Consider the following 18,134-nt stretch of genomic DNA (forward strand, 5'->3'; position numbering starts at 1 on the left):
GTCGAGCGGGCGAAGATCCGCGCAACTTCCCTGTTGTTGCTGCTTCAGGGCCGGCGGAAGCAGCAACAACAGGGAAGTTGCTGCCCCCATGCCGCCTCACCCCATCAAGATCGTGCTCGATCGTGGAAGTAGTGGCCTCCGGGGCACGGCGATGCCACTACTTCCTGGATCGAGCACGATCTTGCGCCCGCACCCGCGCCCGCTTGCGCCGGGAACGCCGCTGGCCCGGCGTCCGAGGTGACGGACGACGGGCCAGCGTGGGGGCCGGGCGTGATCGGCCCGGTGGTCGACTCGGAGCGGGTCAGCTCCGGGCCGAGGACCAGCGGCGGGTGTCAGCGGGCGGGCCGAGGACCAGCGGGCGGGCCGAGGACCGGCGATGGGTCAGTGGCCCGGGACGGTGTCGGCGGGTTCAGCGGCCGGCGCGGGCGGCGACCGCCGTGTCCGGGTGGTCGCTGAAGACGCCGTCCAACCCGAGGCCGAAGAACAGTTCGTACTCGGCCGTGATGTCGCCGCGCGCGTTCGGGTCGGTGCCGATGCGGAAGTCGACGGGGAGGAACTGGTTCTCCGCGCGGAACGTCCAGGAGTGCACGAGCAGCCGTTCGCGGTGCGCGTCACGGACCACGTTCGTCGGGGCGAGCAGGTTGCCGGCGGCGTCGCGGGGCACGATCAGGTTCTTGTTCGCGCCGATGCCGTCGGCGTACCCGGCGATCCACTTCAGGCCGGCGGCCGTGGCGAGGTCCTGGTAGGTGCGGGTGTCACCGGCGGCGGTGAAGTCGTACGGGCGGCCGGTCGCGTCGAGGAGCTGGATCAGCTTCACCTCGGTCAGCCGGCTCAGGCGGCGCAGGTTGGCCGTCTCGAACGACTGGATGAAGACCGGCGAGTTCTTCCGGTCCAGCTTGTTCTGCCGCAGCACCGCCAGCAGCGGCTCCTCCAGCGGCTTGCCGATGGACGTGAAGTAGCTCGGGTGCTTGGTCTCCGGGTAGATGCCGATGGTGCGGCCCCGTGCCCGCCCCTCGGTCCGGGCGAGGTCGATGACCTCCTGGAGGGTGGGCACCTCGAAGCGGCCGTCGAAGGCGGTGTTCGCCACGCGTACCTGCGGCAGCCGCTCCTTGGCCCGCAGCGTCTTCAGCTCGGCGAGGGTGAAGTCCTCGGTGAACCAGCCGGTCACGGCGACGCCGTCGATGGTCTTCGTCGCCTTGCGGGCCGCGAACTCCGGGTGGGCCGCGACGTCGGTGGTGCCGGAGATTTCGTTCTCGTGCCGGGCGACCAGCACGCCGTCGGAGGTGGACACCAGGTCCGGCTCGATGTAGTCGGCCCCCATCCGGATCGCCAGCCGGTACGCCTCAAGGGTGTGCTCCGGCCGGTAACCGCTGGCCCCACGGTGACCGATGACGATCGGCCGGTCGGTGGGCCGGGCGCGGTCCGCGTCGGACGAGGGGCCGGCGGCGGCCATGGTGGGCACGGCCACGGCGGCGGCGAACAGCGCGCCGGCCACACCGAGGGTCGAGAGGGTACGTCGCAACGCCGTCTCCTGTCATCGAGGGTGTCGCAGACAGCAGACCCGGTGCGATTGGCCGGGAGTTGGTCGATGTCTGACCGGCAGGTGAATCTCCGGAATGGGCGTTCCGACTCCGGCGGTCGTACGGAAAAGGAAGATTGTCTGGTGCGTCGGTTACTCCGCAACCCCGTGCGGCTCGTGCCGTTGGGGTTCCTGGTGCCGATCCTGTTCGGCGCCGGGCTGCTGATGACGCGCTGGTCGACCGTTCAGCACCAGCGACCGCCCCTGGTCACCGCGCTGTTCACCGCCACCTCGGCGGTGTCCGTCACCGGCATGGCGGTCACCGACACCCCGAACTACTGGTCCGGCGGGGGCCTGGTGGTGATCACTCTGCTCACGCAGCTCGGCGGTCTCGGCATCCTCACCGTCGCGGCGCTTGTCATCCTGGTGGTCTCCCGTCAGCTCGGCCTGCGCAACCGGCTGCTGGTGCAGGCCGAGACGGCGGAGTTCGGCGTTGGAGACGTGACCCGGCTGCTGAGCCGGATCGCGGTGACCGTCTTCGCCTGCGAGGCGGTGATGACGGCGCTGGTCGCCGGCCGCCTCTGGTGGGCGTACGACTACCCGCCCGGCCGGGCCCTCTGGTCGGGGGTGTTCCACTCCGTCCAGGCGTTCAACAACGGTGGGTTCGCGCTCTACTCGGACGGCCTGCTGGCCTTCGACCGTGACCCGTGGGTGTCGCTGCCGTTGGCGTTCGGCGCCATCGTCGGCGGTCTCGGGTTCCCCGCCCTGTTCGAGGCGGTGCGCGAGTGGCGCAGGCCAGCGGGCTGGGCGGTCGCCACCAAGCTGACGATCTGGGGCAGCGCGGCGCTGCTGCTGCTCGGCTTCGTCGGCCTGCTCGCCGCCGAGTGGACCAACGCCAGCACCATCGGCCCGTACGACGCCGCCGGAAAGACGCTCGCGTCGTTCACGCAGATCGCGTTGAGCCGGACCGGCGGGTTCAGTGTCCTGCACATCGCCGACCTGCAGGAGGAGAGCTACCCGCTGCTCATCGTCCTGATGTTCATCGGTGGCGGGAGCGCCAGCACGGCCGGCGGCATCAAGGTGTCCACGTTCTTCCTGCTGGCGTTCACCATCTGGGCGGAGCTGCGTGGGGAGCCCGACGTGACGGTCGGGCACCGCCGGGTGGCCACCGCCAGCCAACGGCAGGCCGTCACCGTCGCTCTGCTGAGCGTCGCGCTGGTCACCGCCGGGACGATGCTCCTGCTGCTGCTCACCGAGGGCGTGCGGTTCGTCGCGGTGCTGTTCGAGGTCACCTCCGCGTTCAGCACCACCGGGCTGACCATCGGCCTGGCCGGCGAACTGCCGAGCAGTGGTCAGGTGGTGCTGACGGTGTTGATGTTCATCGGTCGGGTCGGGCCGCTCACCCTCGGGTCGGCGATCGCCCTGAACACCCGACGCAGGCTCTACCGCTATCCCCAGGAACAGCCGATTGTCGGCTAGCGACGAGGAGGTCGAGGTGTCGACGAGACGAGCGGACGGCGGTGGCGTCGTCGTGATCGGGCTGGGCCGGTTCGGCTGCCACCTGGCCGGGTCCCTCGCCCGGATGGAACGCGAGGTGTTGGCCGTCGACCGCAATCCGGACCAGGTGCAGCGCTTCTCGGCCCAGCTCGACCGGGTGGTGCAGGCGGACGCGACCGAGGAGGGGGCGTTGCGGCAGCTCGGCGTGGCGAGCTTCGGCCGGGCCGTGGTGGCCATCGGGGCGTCGGTGGAGGCGAGCGTGCTCACCGTGCTGGCGCTTGTCGAGCTGGGTCTGCCGCAGATCTGGGCCCGCGCCACGTCGCAGAAGCACGCCAAGATCCTGTCGTCCGTCGGCGCGCACCACGTGATCTTCCCGGAGGCGGAGACCGGTGACGGGTGGCGCACCTGATCGTCAGTCGGTTGCTCGATTTCATCGAGTTCGACGACGACTTCGCGATCGCCACCGTCCGGGTTCCGCCGTCCCTGGTCGGTCGGACGCTGCACGACCTGCGTCCGCACGAGCGTGACGGGGTCCGGGTGATCGGCGCGAAGGTGCCGGGCGAGCGCTTCCGGTATGCCTCGGACGACACCGCGCTCGTAGACGGCGGAGTGCTGGTCGTGGAGGGCGGGATCGACCAGGTGCAGCGGTTCGCGGGGCGGCGCTGACACCTCACTTCGGGTGACGCGCGTGCCCCTCAGGCGCTGTCACCCTTTTCCCGGACCACCCGGCCCCTTGCCCTCGGACGGCTTCTTCGGCGCCTTCGGCTGCTCGGGCGCCTTCGGCTGGGTCGGCGCCTTGGGCGCGACCTTGGTGGTGGTCTTCGTCGTCTTCTTCGGTGCGGCCTTGGTCGGGGCGACCTTGACGGCCGGGGCGGTGGACGGGACCGACCCGGCCACCCCGGAAACGCGTACCCCGCAGGTCGCGTCGCCGAGCCGGAACTCCACCGGCAGCGGGTTCGCCCCGGTGTACGTACCGGCCAGGGTCAGCTTCTCGGCCGCGCCGGGTGCCAGCGTCGTCCGCTGCGCTGCGGGGCGGATCTGCACCGCGCCGCCCTGCTGCTGCGCCGGGGCGGGCTCGGCCTTGGTCACCTTCTGCTGGCCGGGGAACGTGAAGCTCATCGTCCAGTCGCTCAGCGCCCGGTCGCCGGTGTTGGTCAGGGTCAGCTCCGCGGTGAAGTCCTTGCCGGAGTCGGTGCGCAGCGCGTACGCCACCTCGCAGGGCGCCTTCTCCGGCAGACCCATCCGCGCCTCGGTGGTGGGCCGGTCCTGGCCGCTGGCCGGGCTGCGGGAGGTGAGCCCCCACATCGCCCCGGTGACCGCGATCAACCCGACGGCCGCCACCCCGGCCTCCACCCGCCGACGCCGGTTCGCCTGCCGGATGCGGCCTCGCCGGGTCCGCGACAGCGGAAGAGCGTCCGTCTCCGCCGACCAGGGCAGGATCGTGGTGCCCGCGTTGGCCAGCTCGGCGGGGTCCAGCGGACCGCCGGCCGGTGAGACCGGTACCGCCGCCAGCATTCCGGCCGCCTCGGCGAGGGTCCGGGCCAACTCGGCGGTGGCCGGCCGGTCGGCGGGTCGCTTGGCGAGGCAGCGCCGGACCAGGTCGGTCACCTCGTCGGGCAGCCCGGGCACCGGGGGCATCGGCTCCGGGTCGCTGTACATGTGCGCCCGCAGCATCTGGGTGGTCGTGGTCGCCTCCCAGGGCAACCGACCGGTGAGCATCCGGTAGAGCAGCAGCCCCACGGCGTACACGTCGGTGGCCGGGGAGACCTGGCCGTTGTCCAGCCGCTCCGGCGCGAGGTACGCGGGCGTGCCCAGCAACGCGCCGTCCGGCCCCTTCTCGCTCTCCCCCACCAACGCGGAGATGCCGAAGTCGACCACCTTCACCCCGGTCGAGGTGAGCATGACGTTGCCCGGGGTGACGTCGCGGTGCACGACCCCACGGCCGTGCGCGGTGGCCAGCGCCGAGCTGACCTCCGCGCCGATCGTCACCGCCTCACGCCACGGCAGCCGCAGTTCGCGGCCGAGCCGGGTCGCCAGCGAACCGCCGTCGACCAGTTCCATCACGACGTACGGCACGGTCAGGCCGACCTGGTGGGACTCGCCGTAGTCGTACACGTTGGTGATGTTGGGATGGCAGAGCCGCGCGGCGGCCTGGGCCTCGACGCGGATGCGGTGCCGGAAGGCCCGGTCGGTGGCCAGCCGTGACGCCAACACCTTCACCGCGACCTGGCGGCCCAGCACCTCGTCGTAACCGCGCCAGACCACCGACATGCCACCCGCGCCGAGCTGCTCGACGAGCCGATACCGCTCGTCGAGGAGTTGCGCGCCGTTACGGTCCCCACCGCCCATGGTGACCGTTGTTGCCCAGCGCGGACCGGTCTACACCTGAAGGATCGGAATCGGTCAGGAATTTCACCCGATCAGGCGGTCGCCAGCAGTTGGTCCACCGGCGCGTAGTCGTCGGTCAGCACCATCGCCGTGCCGACGAAATCCGTGAGGTCCGCGCCGGAGAGCAGGCTGACGCTCGGGTCGACCACGTCGAGGCGGGCGCGGACGGCGGCCAGCGGCAGCGGCGCGTCCGAGGCGACGATGAGGAAGTTGCTGCCCCGCTCCTCGGCGAGGGCCTCCGGCGGGGCGATCAGCGCGACGTTGGTGAACTCGGCGGCGACCGTGGCCAGCTCGGCGCGGATGAACCGCAGCGGCGGGTAGTCGATGACGTTCTGCACGTACACCCCGCCGGGGCGGGTCACCCGCCGGATCTCGGCGGCCATCTCCCGGGTCGCCAGGTGCCAGGGCACCACCAGGTGGCCGAACGCGTCGCCGACGACCAGGTCGCGGCTGTCCGCCGGCTCACCGGCGACCAGCATCCGGGCGTCGCCCACGACCGTCCGCAGCCCTGGGCCCGGGCGTACGCCGAGTTCCCGTTCGCCCAGCTCGACCAGCCCACCGTCGATCTCGAACACCACGTTGTCGGTGCCCGGCCGGGTGGCGGTCAGGTACGTCGGCACGGTGAAGCCGCCGCCGCCCAGGTGCAGGGCGTCCAACCGCTGCCCGGCCGGCGCGGCCACGTCGGCGACCGCGCCGATCCACTTCGTGTACGCGTACTCCAGGTGCCTCGGGTCGGCCAGATCGACGTACGAGTGCTGGGCCGAGTTGAGCAGCAGCATCCGGCCGCTGGGCCGGTTCGGGTCGGTGGTGACACGGGCGCAGTGGTACGCCGTCTCGATGTCGCACGGGTTCGGCGCGATGGTGCTCAGTCCCGCCCCGAGCAGGCCGAGGACGGCCAGCGCTGCGCGGGCGCGGGCCCGACCGGGCAGGTCGGTACGCGTCTGACGGCGCAGGTACCAGCCGAGACCGATACCGACCAGGCCGAGGGAGATCGCCAGCGCCAGCAGGATGACCGTGCTGGGCAGCGCGGCGACCAGCACGAAGCCGGTGAGCAGGGTGGCGGTGATGCCGCCCAGGGTGCCGATGCCGGACAGCCGGCCGACCACCTGGCCGGTCCGGCGCAGGTCGGCGAGCTGGAGCTTCACCACCAGCGGGGTGACCGCCGCCAGCAGCGCCGCCGGCACGAACACGGCGAGTGCCACGAGCAGCAGGATGGCGCTGGCCGCCCCGCCACGGAGCACCTCGCCGGCGTAGCGCACCACGGGCAGGGTGATCGCGGTGGCGATCCCGGCCAGCACGAGGGCGGGTGCCAGCAGGCCACGCGGGTCGCGCCGGTCGGCCAACCAGCCGCCGGACCACGCGCCGTAGGCGATCGCGGCGAGCGCGATGCCGATGACCGAACTGGTCACCTGGAGGGTCACTCCGACGTACGGGCCGACCAGGCGCAGCGCGACCGTCTCCAGCACCAGCACAGCACCGCTGGCGAAGAAGACCAGGAAGGCGGCCAGGCCGTTGGGCAGCGCCCCGCCGGTGACCGGCACGGGCGGAGCTTCGGGAGCCGCTACGTCGGACGATGGGAAACTCATCGTCGCGATGGTACGCAGCGAAGCTGCCGCTCCGGGTCAGTACATCGAGAGATGAACATGGTTCGTGTGCGATGCGGCGGGACTGCCGCTGCCACTGTAGGCACGCCACCCGGTGCCGGGATGCCAGATCTGCCGGTACCAGATCACGTAGAGCACACCCAGACGCTCGGCGTTGCGGACGTGCCAGGCGGCCAGGCTGTCCCCGTACGCCTTGTCGCCGCCGGTCGCGTTCTTGTCCTCGAAGCCGTTCGTGGCGGCCGAGAAGTCGCAGGCCCGACCCTTCGGATGCTCGCCACCGCCACCGCTGCGCTTGCAGGAGACGTGCCGTTTGTAGCCGGCCGCCTGGGTCTCCTTGAGCGCGTGCAGGGTGCGCGGGGTGATGCATCCCGAGGTCGTCGGGTCCTTCACCGAGCAGGACTCCGACGGCCACGAGCCGTCGGAGTTCCGTGGCGCCGGCTTCGCCGAGGACGAGCTGCCGCCGCTGAACCCGCTGCTGCCGCCCGAGCTGACCTCGGCCAGCGCCGCCTCGGCCTCCTTCTTCTTCTTGGCCATGACGGCGAGCTGCTTCTGCTGCTCACGGACCTCGGTGTCGATAGCGATCTTGGCCTGTTGGGCCTGCTGCCGGGCCTCGGTGAGATCACGCAACCGCTTGCTGTCCCGCTGGGCCATCAGGTCCAGGTCGGCCGCCCGTTGCAGGAACGCCTGCGGAGTCGCCGTGTTGAGCAGCATCGCCGTCGGGGTGAGCCGACCCGCCCGGTACGACTGCGCGGCCACCTCGCCGACCTGGGCGGTCAACCCGACCAGGCGAACCTCGACGGCCTTCAGCTCGCCGTTCAACGCCGTCTGCCGCCGCTTGGAGTTGTCCAGCTTGGCCTTGGCCTCGATGTGGCCCTTGGCGGTCAGTTCCAGCGCGTCCCGCAACTTCTTGGTGCCGCCCTCGTCCGGCTCCGCCGATGCGGGCACACCTGGAGCGAGCACCAGTGCCAGGGCGGCGAGCAGAGGGAGCAGTACGCGGCGAACGCGCGGCTGACTGAGCCTGGTGGTGGGCACGAAAGCGTCCTTCCGTCGACCGCCGGCCCCCGGTGAACTCTGCGCGGCGGCGTCCCCGCCGGCGCCGGGCGGCGGCCTGCTGGCGGAGACCGCCGGTCACGATACCGGAACGCGCGCCGGTGACCAGTCCCGCGACCGCCCACCGGCCCCGGTGTCGACGCAGCGTGCCGGCGTCGTAGCGCGCCGCACGCGAGGGCTCCGGTTCAGGAGCTGAGCAACGCCTCGTGGACCTGGGCCCAGACCTGTTCGTTGGCCGCGACGAGCAACCCGCGACCCTCGTCGGCCGGGTGGTAGTCCACGCCGTCGAACCGGCGCGCCACGCCACCGGCCGCGCGCACCAGCAGGCTGCCCGGGGCATGGTCCCAGGGCAGGGTGCGCCAGAAGAGGGCGAACTGCTGCTCGCCGGTGAGGATGTCCAGGTACTCCCGGCCGGCGCAGTGCTGGCCGGGCAGCAGCTCGCCGAGCCGTCGACCACCGGCACGGACCCGGTCGCGGGCCTCCGGCGGCAGGAAATGCGTCATCGCCACGCCGCGAATGTCGCCCAGGGACGGCACGACGTCGGCGGTGCCGACCGGCTGGCCGTTGAGCAGGGTGCCCTCGTCGGCAAGGCCGGCGGCAAGCGTCCCCGCCATCGGGTCGAGGATCCAGCCCGCCTTCGGCCGCCCGTCGGTCAGCAGGGCGACCATCAGGGCGAACGGTCGGCGGCCGGCGGCGAAGTTGGCCGTGCCGTCGACCGGGTCGACCAGCCACACGTCCCCGGTGTCGCGCAGGTGGCCCAGCAGCTCCGGGTCGTCGGCGACGCCCTCCTCACCCACCACCACCGAGCCCGGCCGAAGCCGACGCAGCCCGGCGGAGATCAGCTCCTCGGCGCGACGGTCGGCGACGGTGACCACCTCGCCGGGCGCCTTCTCCGACACGTCGTCGTCGTCGAGCTTGCGGAACAGCGGCAGCACGACCTGGTCGGCGGCCTCCGAGAGGAGGTCGCCGACGTCGTCGAGCAGGGTGTCAGCCACGCGGCGGCAACTTGACCACGCTGACGAAGAACTCGTCGATCTGCCGGACCACCGAGATGAAGCGCTCGAAGTCGACCGGCTTGGTCACGTAGGCGTTGGCGTGCAGCTGGTAGCTGCGCAGGATGTCCTCGTCGGCCTGGGAGGTGGTGAGGACGACCACCGGGATCCGGCGCAGTTCCTCGTCCTTCTTGATCTCTTCCAGCACCTCCCGCCCGTCCCGGCGCGGCAGGTTGAGGTCGAGCAGGATCAGGTCGGGCGCCACGGCGTCCGCGTACTGACCCTCGCGCCGCAGGTAGGCCAGCGCCTCGGCACCGTCGGAGACGACGGTCAGCCGGTTGCGCAGCTTGTGCTCCTCGAACGCCTCCTGGGTCATCAACACGTCACCCGGGTCGTCCTCGACCAGCAGGACCTCGATCGGGCTCTTGCCGTCCGCCGGCGCGGTCATCCCACCGTCTCCCTCATGTCACCCGTTCTACCGCCTTCCGGCGGCCCGTCGGCCCGGTCCGGCTGGTCCGCCCCGGCGGAGTGCTCCGACAGCGCGGGAGAAGCCCCGTCCGCGGGCGTCACGTCGCCCGCCGAGCCCTCCTGCGGTTCCTCGACCGGTTCGCCGGCGGCAGCCGCCTCCACGTCCTCCGGACGCGCCGGGAGCGTGAACCGGATGGCGGTGCCCTCCGGCACGTCGGTGTCCACCCACACCCGCCCGCCGTGATATTCCACGATCTTCTTGACGATCGCCAACCCGATGCCGGTGCCCGGGTACGCGTCCTTCGAGTGCAGCCGCTGGAAGATCACGAAGATCTTGTCGGCGAACTCCGGCTCGATACCGATGCCGTTGTCCTGGCAGCTGATCTCCCACTCGGCGTCGACCAACCGAGCCGAGATGTGCACCTTCGGCGGCAGGTCCGGACGGCGGAACTTGATCGAGTTGCTGACCAGGTTGGCCAGCAGGTTCGTGAGCAGCGGCTCCTCGCCACGGATCACCGGCAACCCGGTCCAGGTCAGCTCCGCGTCCGCGTACTGCCGGGCAGCCTCGGTCTGGCCGGCCACGTCGCCCATCACCTTGTTCAGGTCGACGTCCACGAAGCCGGTGGTGAGCCGGCCGATCCGGGAGAACGCGAGCAGGTCGTTGATCAGTCGCTGCATCCGCTGCGCGCCGTCCACCGCGAAGGCGATGTACTGGTCGGCCCGCTCGTCGAGCTGCCCGGCGTAGCGGCGCTGGAGCAACTGGCAGAAGCTGGCCACCTTGCGCAGCGGCTCCTGCAGGTCGTGGGACGCCACGTACGCGAACTGCTCCAGGTCACGGTTGGACCGGGTCAGCTCCTCGGCCTGCTTCTGGAGCTGGCTGTTGACCCACTCGATGCGTTCGCGGGCCTCCCGCACCTCGGCCAGGTCGGAGGCGATCTTCTGGCGCATCGCGTCCACGTCGTCGCCGAGCTGGATGAACTCTGGTGGGCCGACGGTGGCGACGCGGTGCTGGTAGTCGCCCGCGGCGACCTCGCGAACCTGGTCGGCGAGGCCGGTCAGGGGCCGGACCACCATCCGGTCCAGCGAGAGCAGCAGCACCGCGCCGGCCACGACGACCACCAGGGCCGCAATGATCAGCAGTACGACGAGCACGTTGCTGCTGTTGCGGACGTCCGCGGCGGACTGCTCCCGAGCGTCCAGGATCTCCTTCTGCAGGTCGTCGACGGCCGACCTGACCTGGTCGAACCGCTGCCGGGCCTGCTCGGTGACGAGCGCCTGACCGGCCCGGGTGCCCTCGCGCTCCGTCGTGGTGATCACCGGCTCGGCGACGGTCTCCCGCCACTGCGCCGAACGCTCCTCAACGGTCCGCAGCTCCTGACCGATCTGCGGGTAGTCGTGCAGCAGGGCCCGCATCCCGGCGACGGTGACCTTCTCCTGTTCGAGGCCCGCGTCGTACGGACCCAGGTCGGCCGGGTCACCGCTGACCGCGTACCCGCGCACCGCCGTCTCCTGGTCGAGCACGGCGTTGAGCAGTTCCTGCGACTGCACCCGCAGCGGCCCGGTCTGGTTCAGGATCGCGTCGATCTGGGTGCGGTTGCGGGCGGCCATGGCGGCCTCCGCGACGGCCAGGCCGATCAGCAGCACACCCACGACGGTGAGCAGCGTGATGACCCGGCGGCGCAGACTCCAGCCGCCGACCATCGGCGTCACCGGCCACCACCGCGGCTGACCAGCAGCATCGCCACGTCGTCGGCGAGCGGGCCACCGTTGATCTGCTCGGCCCGGCCCACCAGCCAGGCGGGCAGCTCGGGCAGCGACACCTCCCGGTTGGCGGGCTCGTCGAGCAGCCCACTCAGGCCCGGCACGTCGAGCCGTTCGTTGCCCGTGCCCACCCGTCCCTCGATCAGGCCGTCCGTGTACATCAGCAGGGACCAGTCATCGGTGTCGAACTCCAGGTCGAAGGCGATCGGCCGGCGGGGTCGTACGCCCAGCAGCAGGCCGCCGGGGGCGGGCACCGGGACGACCCGGCCGCCGGAGAGCAGCAGCGGCGGCGGGTGCCCGGCGAGTCGGACGGTGGCCCGGTTGGCGTCCAGGTCGAGTCGGGTGGTGGCCACCGTCGCGAAGATCTCCTGAAGGCGGCGCTCACTCATCAGCACCTGTTCCAGGGCGGGCAGCACCTCGTCGTCCGGCACCCCGGCGAGCACGAGGGCCCGCCAGGCCACCCGCAGTTCCACACCGAGCGCGGCCTCGTCCACCCCGTGCCCGCAGACGTCCCCGACGATCAGGTCGAGCCGGTCCGGACGGGTCTGCACCACGTCGAAGAAGTCCCCGCCGATCAGCGCGGCGTGCCGGCCCGGCCGGTAGAAGGTGTGTACCGCCACCTGGTCGGTCGTCATCAGCGGCTGCGGCAGCAGGCCGCGTTCGAGGCGGGCCGACTCGGCCTGGCGCAGCTCGACCTCGCGCAGCCGGCGGGCGTTCTCGTCGGCGCGCTTACGCTCGACCGCGTAGCGCAGCGCCCGGGTCAGCAGCACCCCGTCCACCTGGCCCTTGACCAGGTAGTCCTGTGCGCCCTCGGCGACCGCCACGACGCCCAGGTGCTCGTCCGAACGGCCGGTCAGGACGCAGACCGCCGCGCCGCTGGACATCTCCAGCACCTGACGCAGCCCGTCCAGCCCCTGGGCGTCCGGCAGGCCCAGGTCGAGCAGGACGCAGTCCACGTCGCCGATCCGCTGCCGTGCCTCCCGGAGGCTGGTGGCGACCAGCAGGTCGATCATCGAGTTCGTCTCGGCGAGCAGCTCACCGACCAGGAAGGCGTCGCCCTCGTCGTCCTCCACCAGCAGCACCCGCAGCCGCTCGCCGGGCGGCAGGTTGCCGTGCCGCGCCAGCCCGCCGTGCGGGTACGGCACGACAGGGGAGCCGGCCAGGCCGCCTCCCCGGTGGGGCCGGGTCACCGCCGCGAGACGCGGGAGTTCGCTGGTGATGTCGGGCTCCTTCCGAGTGCCCTGCTGATCCTGTATTAGACAACGGTCGCACACAACACGATGGCCGCGGCACGGGGCGGGGATGGGCAGGATCACTGCCGTCGGGGGAATCGGGGACCGAGCGGACGCGACGATCCGGGTACGCCCGGCCATCCCCCTCCCACCCGCCGACCGGCAGGATGGTGCCACCCCCAGGCCCCACCACCTTCGAGGAGTTCGGATGGGCGCACCCCCCACCCCCGTCACGGCGGACGTACCGCTCAAGGCACCTCCGGGCGTACCCCCTGCCGACCGCGCGCTGACCCGACCGCGACGGCGCCTTGCGGCCGCCGCGGCGGCGCTGGTCGCGCTGGCGGCCGTCGGCGCCGGCAGCCTGCTCGACCTGCGGACCCCGGCGCCACGGCCGGCGGACGCGCCGACGGGCGAGTTCAGCGCCGCCCGGGCGTACGCGGACGTCCAGGTGATCGCGGCCCGGTCGCACGTCGCCGGGAGCCCCGCCAACGAGCAGGTTCGCGCGCACGTCGAGCAGAAGCTGCGCGGCCTGGGCCTGGAGACGCAGGTGCAGGACACCGTCGCGCCGGAGGCCGGCCAGCTCAGTGGGGCGGCCGGCGGCGCGACCTTCGCCCGGGTCCGCAACGTGGTGGCCCGGCTGCCCGGGACGGATCCGACGGGTCGGGTGTTCCTGGTCGCCCACTACGACTCGGTGCAGACCGGACCGGGCGGCAACGACGACGCGGCCGGCACCTCGGCCATCCTCGAGGTGGCCCGCGCGCTGTCCACCGGCCCACGGCCCCGCAACGACGTCGTCTTCGTGCTGACGGACGCCGAGGAGGCGTGCCTCTGCGGCGCGGCGGCGTTCGCCGCGAGCAACCCGCTCGCCGCCGACGGCGGCGTGGTGCTCAACCTCGAGGCGCGCGGTTCCACCGGTCCGGTGATCATGTTCGAGACCTCGAAGAACAACGCGAAGCTGGTGGACGTCTTCGGTCGGGCCGCACCCCACCCGGTGGGCACCTCGTTCGCGGTGGAGATCTATCGGGCGCTGCCCAACGACACCGACTTCACCGCCTTCCTCGACCAGAAGTTCGTCGGGTTGAACTCGGCCTACATCGACGGCGGCGCGATCTACCACACGCCGCTGGACACGCCGGCCGCCATGGACCGGGGCAGCCTCCAGCAGCACGGGGACAACGCGCTGGGCCTGGCCCGGGAGTTCGGCGCGGTCGACCTGACCGACCTGCGCTCCGGGCACGACGCCACCTACTTCCCACTGCCGGGCGGGTTGGCCCGCTACCCGGGCTGGCTCGTCCTGCCGCTGGCCCTGCTCGCGGTGCTCGCGGTAGCGGCGCTGGGTTGGTTGACCCGCCGCAGCGGACGGGCCAGCACCGGCCGACTGGTCGCCGGTTTCGGCCTCGCCCTCGTACCGATCGTGGCCGCGCCGGTCGCCGCCCAACTGCTCTGGTTGGCGATCACCACGATCCGGCCGGGCTACGCGGAGCTGCTCGACCCGTACCGCCCGATCTGGTACCGGATGGCCGTGCTGGCGCTCGCCACCGCGATCGTCTTCACCTGGTACGCGCTGACCCGCCGCCGGATCGGCCCGGCCGCGCTGGCCGTGGGCGGTCTGGCCTGGCTGGCCCTGCTCGGGGTGCTGCTCGCCGTGGCGGTACCCGGCGGGGCGTACCTGACCACCCTGCCGGCCCTGGCCGGCACCCTCGGCGGCCTGGTCGCGCTGCGTACCCGGCAGACCGGGCCGTGGCCGGTGGTGGCGGTGACCGCCGCCGCCGCGGTCGGCGTCGTGATCCTCCTGCCGACGGTGGTACTGCTCTTCCCCGCGCTGGGGATGGCGATGGGCGGGGTGGCCGCGCTTGTCGCGGTGCTGCTCGGCCTGACCGCGCTACCGGTGGTCGACCTGCTGCATCCGCAGGCCGGCGGGCAGCGCGGCCTGCTGGCGCTGCGGGCCCGGCGACGCGCCGCGCTGCCGGCCGGTGCCGCCGCCGTGGCGGCGTTGGTGCTCGCCGGGGTCGGGCTGGTCGTGGACCGCTTCGACGCCGCCCATCCCGCGCCTACCCACCTGATGTACGCCATGGACGCCGGCACCGGGCAGGCCCGCTGGCTGAGCCACGAGACCGACCCGCAGCCGTGGACGGACGGCTACGTCGACGGGGTGGCCAGCGTGGCGGACGACTTCCCCGGCCTCGGCGACGGTGAGCTGCGGGTCGGCCCGGCCCAGGCGGCCAGCCTGCCGGCGCCGAAGCTCGACGTGCTGGCCGACACCAGTGCCGGCGGTGAACGCACGCTGCGGCTGCGCCTCACTCCGCAGCGGGCGGTCCGCCTCGCCACCCTGCACGTCGACACGACGACCGCCACCGTGCTGCGCGCCGAGGTCGCCGGGCGCGCGGCGCCGGTGGAGCCGCGCGCGGGCAGGTGGGGGTTCGGTCTGGTCTTCCACGCCCCGCCACCGGAGGGCGTCGAGGTCACGCTGACGCTGCGACCGATCGCCGCGCAGGTGGCGCTGCGGGCGATGGACGCCAGCGACGGGCTGGACGCGCTGCCCGGCTTCCGGCCCCGGCCGCCGGCCGTCGGTGTCGTGGGGTCGCACAGCTCCGAGATGCTGGCCGTCGCCCGCACATATCCGATCTGAGAAAGACAAACCGGTGGTTCGGCGGCCGATGCGTGTCGCCGAACCACCGGTTTGTGAATCGTGTTTCCGTCAGTTCACCGGTTCGGGTTGACCGGAGCCGATACGCCGCCACCGGTTTCCGTCGTGATCGGTGAAGGTCAGCTCCACCAGAACGCTGTCGGTCGCCGCGTGCAGCCGACGCGCGGCAGCGACCGTGACGAACAGTTCCGCGCTTTTCCGGCCGTGAATGCGTCCGACCTGTTTCGCGCCGGCGAGGTCGACGGGCGGGCCGTCCGGATCCTCGGACGGCACCAGTCGCGGCAGTACCGTCACATCGAGCACCGGCGCGTCACTCTCGTTGGTCACGGTCACCCGCAGCACCGCGTTGCCCCGGATCTCGGTGACCGTGGAGACCAGCCGGGCCTGGGTGGCCCGGACCCGCATCTCGTCGACGCGACGGGCGCGGATCTCCCGGCGCAGACCGAGGTACACGAAGAGCACACTCGCGATCGAGCCGAGCGCGCCGAACCAGTCCGGCACCGAACCCCAGTCGGCCACATCGTCGTACGGCAACCAGTTCATGCGTCCATCGTGGATGCCCCGCGCGAACGCCGAGGACGGCGGATCGGTTCGAATGGCCGACGAATTGTAAATGGCGGTGTCGATTCCGGTCGGTCGGGTGACCTAAACGGAGAGTGTGCAACCCAGTACGGCGGTGGATACCCTTGCGGTTGACGTAGGGCGGGTGACGACCCCTCCGAATGTCCATCCAGTGGACATGATCTCTTCTGCCACCCGCCGCGCCGCAATTTCGCCACCGAAGGGGGACCGCATTGACTGCGGACGTTCCACCCGAGGATGCGGGCGTGCGCCGGCCGGCCTACGACCGACCGAGCCGCGTCTCCGTCGACCCGCCACTCGGGCGCCTGGACAGCCCACTGCACGGCCGCGACGACCTGATCGACGAGATCATGCATCCGGCGGACACCGACGGGGAAGAGCCGTCGGTGCACATCCTGTGCGGCATGGGCGGCTCCGGCAAGAGTCACGTGGCCCTGGAGATAGCGCGTCGGGCCCGCGCGGACGGTCGTACCGTCTGGTGGGTGCAGGCCGGCCGGCTGAACTCCGGGATGCGCGAGGTGGTCAGCCAGCTCGGCGCGTCGGAGAGCCAGGTCGACCAGGCCTGGTCCGGCATGATCAGCGCCACCGACCTGGTCTGGCGCTACCTCAACCACGCCCGACAGCCGTGGCTGCTGATCTTCGACAGCGCGGACGAGCCCGCCACGCTCGGCCCCACCGACGGCGTGCTCGCCGACGGCACCGGTTGGCTGCGCAGGCCGGAAGCCGAGGACGGCATGGTCCTGGTGACCACCCGGGACGGCAACCGGGCCACCTGGGGCACCTGGTCGACCCTGCACCAGGTGCGTCCACTCGACGCCGATGCCGGAGCGCAGGTGCTCATCGACCGCGCCGGCGCGCAGGCCGGCGGCCTCGACGACGCCCGTGAACTGGCGCGCGACCTGGGCGGGTTGCCACTGGCCCTGCGGGCCGCCGGCAACTACCTGCGGTCGGTCAACGCCAGCCCGGTCTGGCGCGGCTCCTCCACCATCACCACCTTCGCCGACTACCGCCGGGCGGTGGAACGCCGTTTCCGCGCGCCGCTCGACGCCCCCGACGTTGACCTCGACGAATCACTCGGCCTGGAGATCGTCCGCGAGGTCGACGACATCTCCCTGGACCTGCTGGCCCGCCGCGGGCTCGAGCAGAGCCGACCGTTGCTCAACGTGCTGGCCTGCCTGAGCATCTCCCCGGTGCCCTACGAGGTGGTCCTCAAGCCGGCCATCCTGGCCGGGTCCCCCCTGTTCGAAGGGCTGACCGCCCGGCAGCGGGTGAAGGTGCTGGAGGGCATCGGCGACCTCGCCCTGGTCGACTTCGACGTCCAGGAGGACGTCACCGACCCGGCGTTCGCGCACGTGCTGTCGTTGCACCCGCTGGTGCACGCGATGTTCCGCGACCGCGACGAGGTCCGCGAGCAGATCGCCGAGTACCACGGCGTGGTGATGAAGCTGCTGCTCGCCGCCACCGAGGGCCAGAATCCGGACGATCCGACCGTCTGGTCGAACTGGGACGTACTCGTGCCGCACCTGGTCGAGGCTGTGCGTGAATATCTGGCGCCGAAACACAAGCACGACCCCGAGACGGTACGCCGGGCGCTGGAACTGACCCGGCTCACCGCCCGCTACCTCATCGCCGTCGGCCTGCCCGGTTCGGCCTTCGACATCCTCGACCCGATCGTGCGCGGCTGCGCCGCGTACGACCATGAGCTGGACCGGCCCGAGGTGCTGGCGCTGCGCCACGAGCTGGGCCGCACCTGGCTGGAGCGTAACCAGCCGGAGATGGCCGACCGGGTGCTGCGCGACGTGATCGCCGACCGCACCCGGGTGCTGGGCAGCGGCGACCCCGACACCCTCGCCAGCCGGCACAAACTCGCCAAGGCGATCATGGCGCAGCGTCAGTGGCCGGAGGCCGAGTCGGAACTACGACAGATCGTCGCCGCGGAGCAACAGGTACGCGGCCCCGAGCACTGGGAGACCATGGTCGTGCGGCACAGCCTCGCGCTGGCCGTCCTCGCCCAGCACCGCGCCCCCGAGGCGGAGGAGATGCTGCACGCGGTCCTGGAGGTTCGGTACCGGCGGTGGCCGTCGAACCAGCCGGAAACGTGGCAGGCCCGGCACACGCTGGCCCGATGCCTGCAGGAGCAGGGCCGCCTCGCCGAGGCGGAGGCCGAGCTGCGGGCGACCCTGGCCACCGTGGATCCCCGACACGCCGACCGCAGCGAGGTGCTCGCCATCCGGGCCACCCTCGCCGTGGTGCTCCTGCTCGACGGGAGGGTCGACGAGGCGATCGACGTGTACGAGCGCCTGTTGGCCGACCGACGGCGGCTGCTCGGGGACTTCCACCTGGACACCCTCCAGGTGGAACATGCGCTGCGCCGCCTGCGCAACGGCGGGTGAG

12 protein-coding genes and 1 pseudogene are annotated in these 18,134 nt (G+C 72.0%); 4 read left to right on the plus strand and 9 right to left on the minus strand.

All coding sequences use genetic code 11. From position 1 onward, the window contains the following. Positions 1 to 409: 409 nt before the first annotated feature. The gene (locus AB0J36_RS26845) at positions 410 to 1,522 is read right to left on the minus strand and encodes a glycerophosphodiester phosphodiesterase (protein ID WP_357397279.1); all 1,113 of its coding nucleotides are present in this window, start codon (positions 1,520 to 1,522) and stop codon (positions 410 to 412) included. A gap of 141 nt (positions 1,523 to 1,663) precedes the next feature. On the opposite strand from AB0J36_RS26845, the gene AB0J36_RS26850 reads away from it, so the two are divergent. Together AB0J36_RS26850 and AB0J36_RS26855 are read left to right on the plus strand one after the other, a co-directional pair. Next, positions 1,664 to 2,998, plus strand: coding sequence for a potassium transporter TrkG (locus AB0J36_RS26850; RefSeq protein ID WP_357397282.1), 1,335 nt, complete (start codon positions 1,664 to 1,666; stop codon positions 2,996 to 2,998). A gap of 103 nt (positions 2,999 to 3,101) precedes the next feature. Further along, positions 3,102 to 3,682 (plus strand): annotated as a pseudogene (locus AB0J36_RS26855) (TrkA family potassium uptake protein). Positions 3,683 to 3,721: 39 nt separating this feature from the next. On the opposite strand, the gene AB0J36_RS26860 reads toward AB0J36_RS26855, so the two are convergent. The 7 genes from AB0J36_RS26860 to AB0J36_RS26890 all read right to left on the minus strand — a co-directional run bounded on the left by AB0J36_RS26860 (position 3,722) and on the right by AB0J36_RS26890 (position 12,469). Then, complete coding sequence (locus AB0J36_RS26860) at positions 3,722 to 5,365, minus strand: serine/threonine-protein kinase (RefSeq protein WP_357397285.1); 1,644 nt, start codon at positions 5,363 to 5,365, stop codon at positions 3,722 to 3,724. Between the two features lie 71 nt (positions 5,366 to 5,436). Beyond that, a complete protein-coding gene (locus tag AB0J36_RS26865; RefSeq protein ID WP_357397289.1) occupies positions 5,437 to 6,990 on the minus strand; it encodes a fused MFS/spermidine synthase in 1,554 nt (517 codons plus the stop codon). Positions 6,991 to 7,026: 36 nt separating this feature from the next. Beyond that, the gene (locus AB0J36_RS26870; RefSeq protein WP_357134464.1) at positions 7,027 to 7,989 is read right to left on the minus strand and encodes a hypothetical protein; all 963 of its coding nucleotides are present in this window, start codon (positions 7,987 to 7,989) and stop codon (positions 7,027 to 7,029) included. A gap of 254 nt (positions 7,990 to 8,243) precedes the next feature. Further along, entirely contained in the window at positions 8,244 to 9,053 is an 810-nt protein-coding gene (locus tag AB0J36_RS26875; protein WP_357134394.1) for an inositol monophosphatase family protein, read from the minus strand. Then, entirely contained in the window at positions 9,046 to 9,498 is a 453-nt protein-coding gene (locus AB0J36_RS26880) for a response regulator (RefSeq protein WP_088950306.1), read from the minus strand. Before AB0J36_RS26880 ends, AB0J36_RS26875 begins: the two co-directional genes overlap by 8 nt. Further along, positions 9,495 to 11,219 carry an ATP-binding protein gene (locus tag AB0J36_RS26885; RefSeq protein ID WP_357172761.1) on the minus strand — a complete coding sequence of 575 codons (1,725 nt, stop codon included), beginning with the start codon at positions 11,217 to 11,219 and terminating at the stop codon, positions 9,495 to 9,497. The genes AB0J36_RS26880 and AB0J36_RS26885 overlap by 4 nt, the downstream gene beginning before the upstream one ends. Positions 11,220 to 11,224: 5 nt before the next feature. After that, positions 11,225 to 12,469, minus strand: a complete 1,245-nt coding sequence (locus AB0J36_RS26890; protein WP_357172283.1) for a fused response regulator/phosphatase — start codon at positions 12,467 to 12,469, stop codon at positions 11,225 to 11,227. A gap of 250 nt (positions 12,470 to 12,719) precedes the next feature. Between AB0J36_RS26890 and AB0J36_RS26895 the strand changes: the two genes are divergently transcribed. After that, a complete protein-coding gene (locus AB0J36_RS26895; RefSeq protein WP_357397292.1) occupies positions 12,720 to 15,140 on the plus strand; it encodes a M28 family peptidase in 2,421 nt (806 codons plus the stop codon). Positions 15,141 to 15,209: 69 nt separating this feature from the next. Here AB0J36_RS26895 and AB0J36_RS26900 read toward each other — a convergent pair whose 3' ends face one another. Next, complete coding sequence (locus tag AB0J36_RS26900) at positions 15,210 to 15,701, minus strand: hypothetical protein (RefSeq protein ID WP_357134400.1); 492 nt, start codon at positions 15,699 to 15,701, stop codon at positions 15,210 to 15,212. A gap of 284 nt (positions 15,702 to 15,985) precedes the next feature. Between AB0J36_RS26900 and AB0J36_RS26905 the strand changes: the two genes are divergently transcribed. Next, positions 15,986 to 18,133 carry a tetratricopeptide repeat protein gene (locus AB0J36_RS26905; protein ID WP_363661249.1) on the plus strand — a complete coding sequence of 716 codons (2,148 nt, stop codon included), beginning with the start codon at positions 15,986 to 15,988 and terminating at the stop codon, positions 18,131 to 18,133. The last annotated feature ends 1 nt before the right edge of the window (position 18,134 follow it).

The organism is Micromonospora sp. NPDC049662, assembly GCF_040675055.1.
GTDB lineage: Bacteria > Actinomycetota > Actinomycetes > Mycobacteriales > Micromonosporaceae > Micromonospora.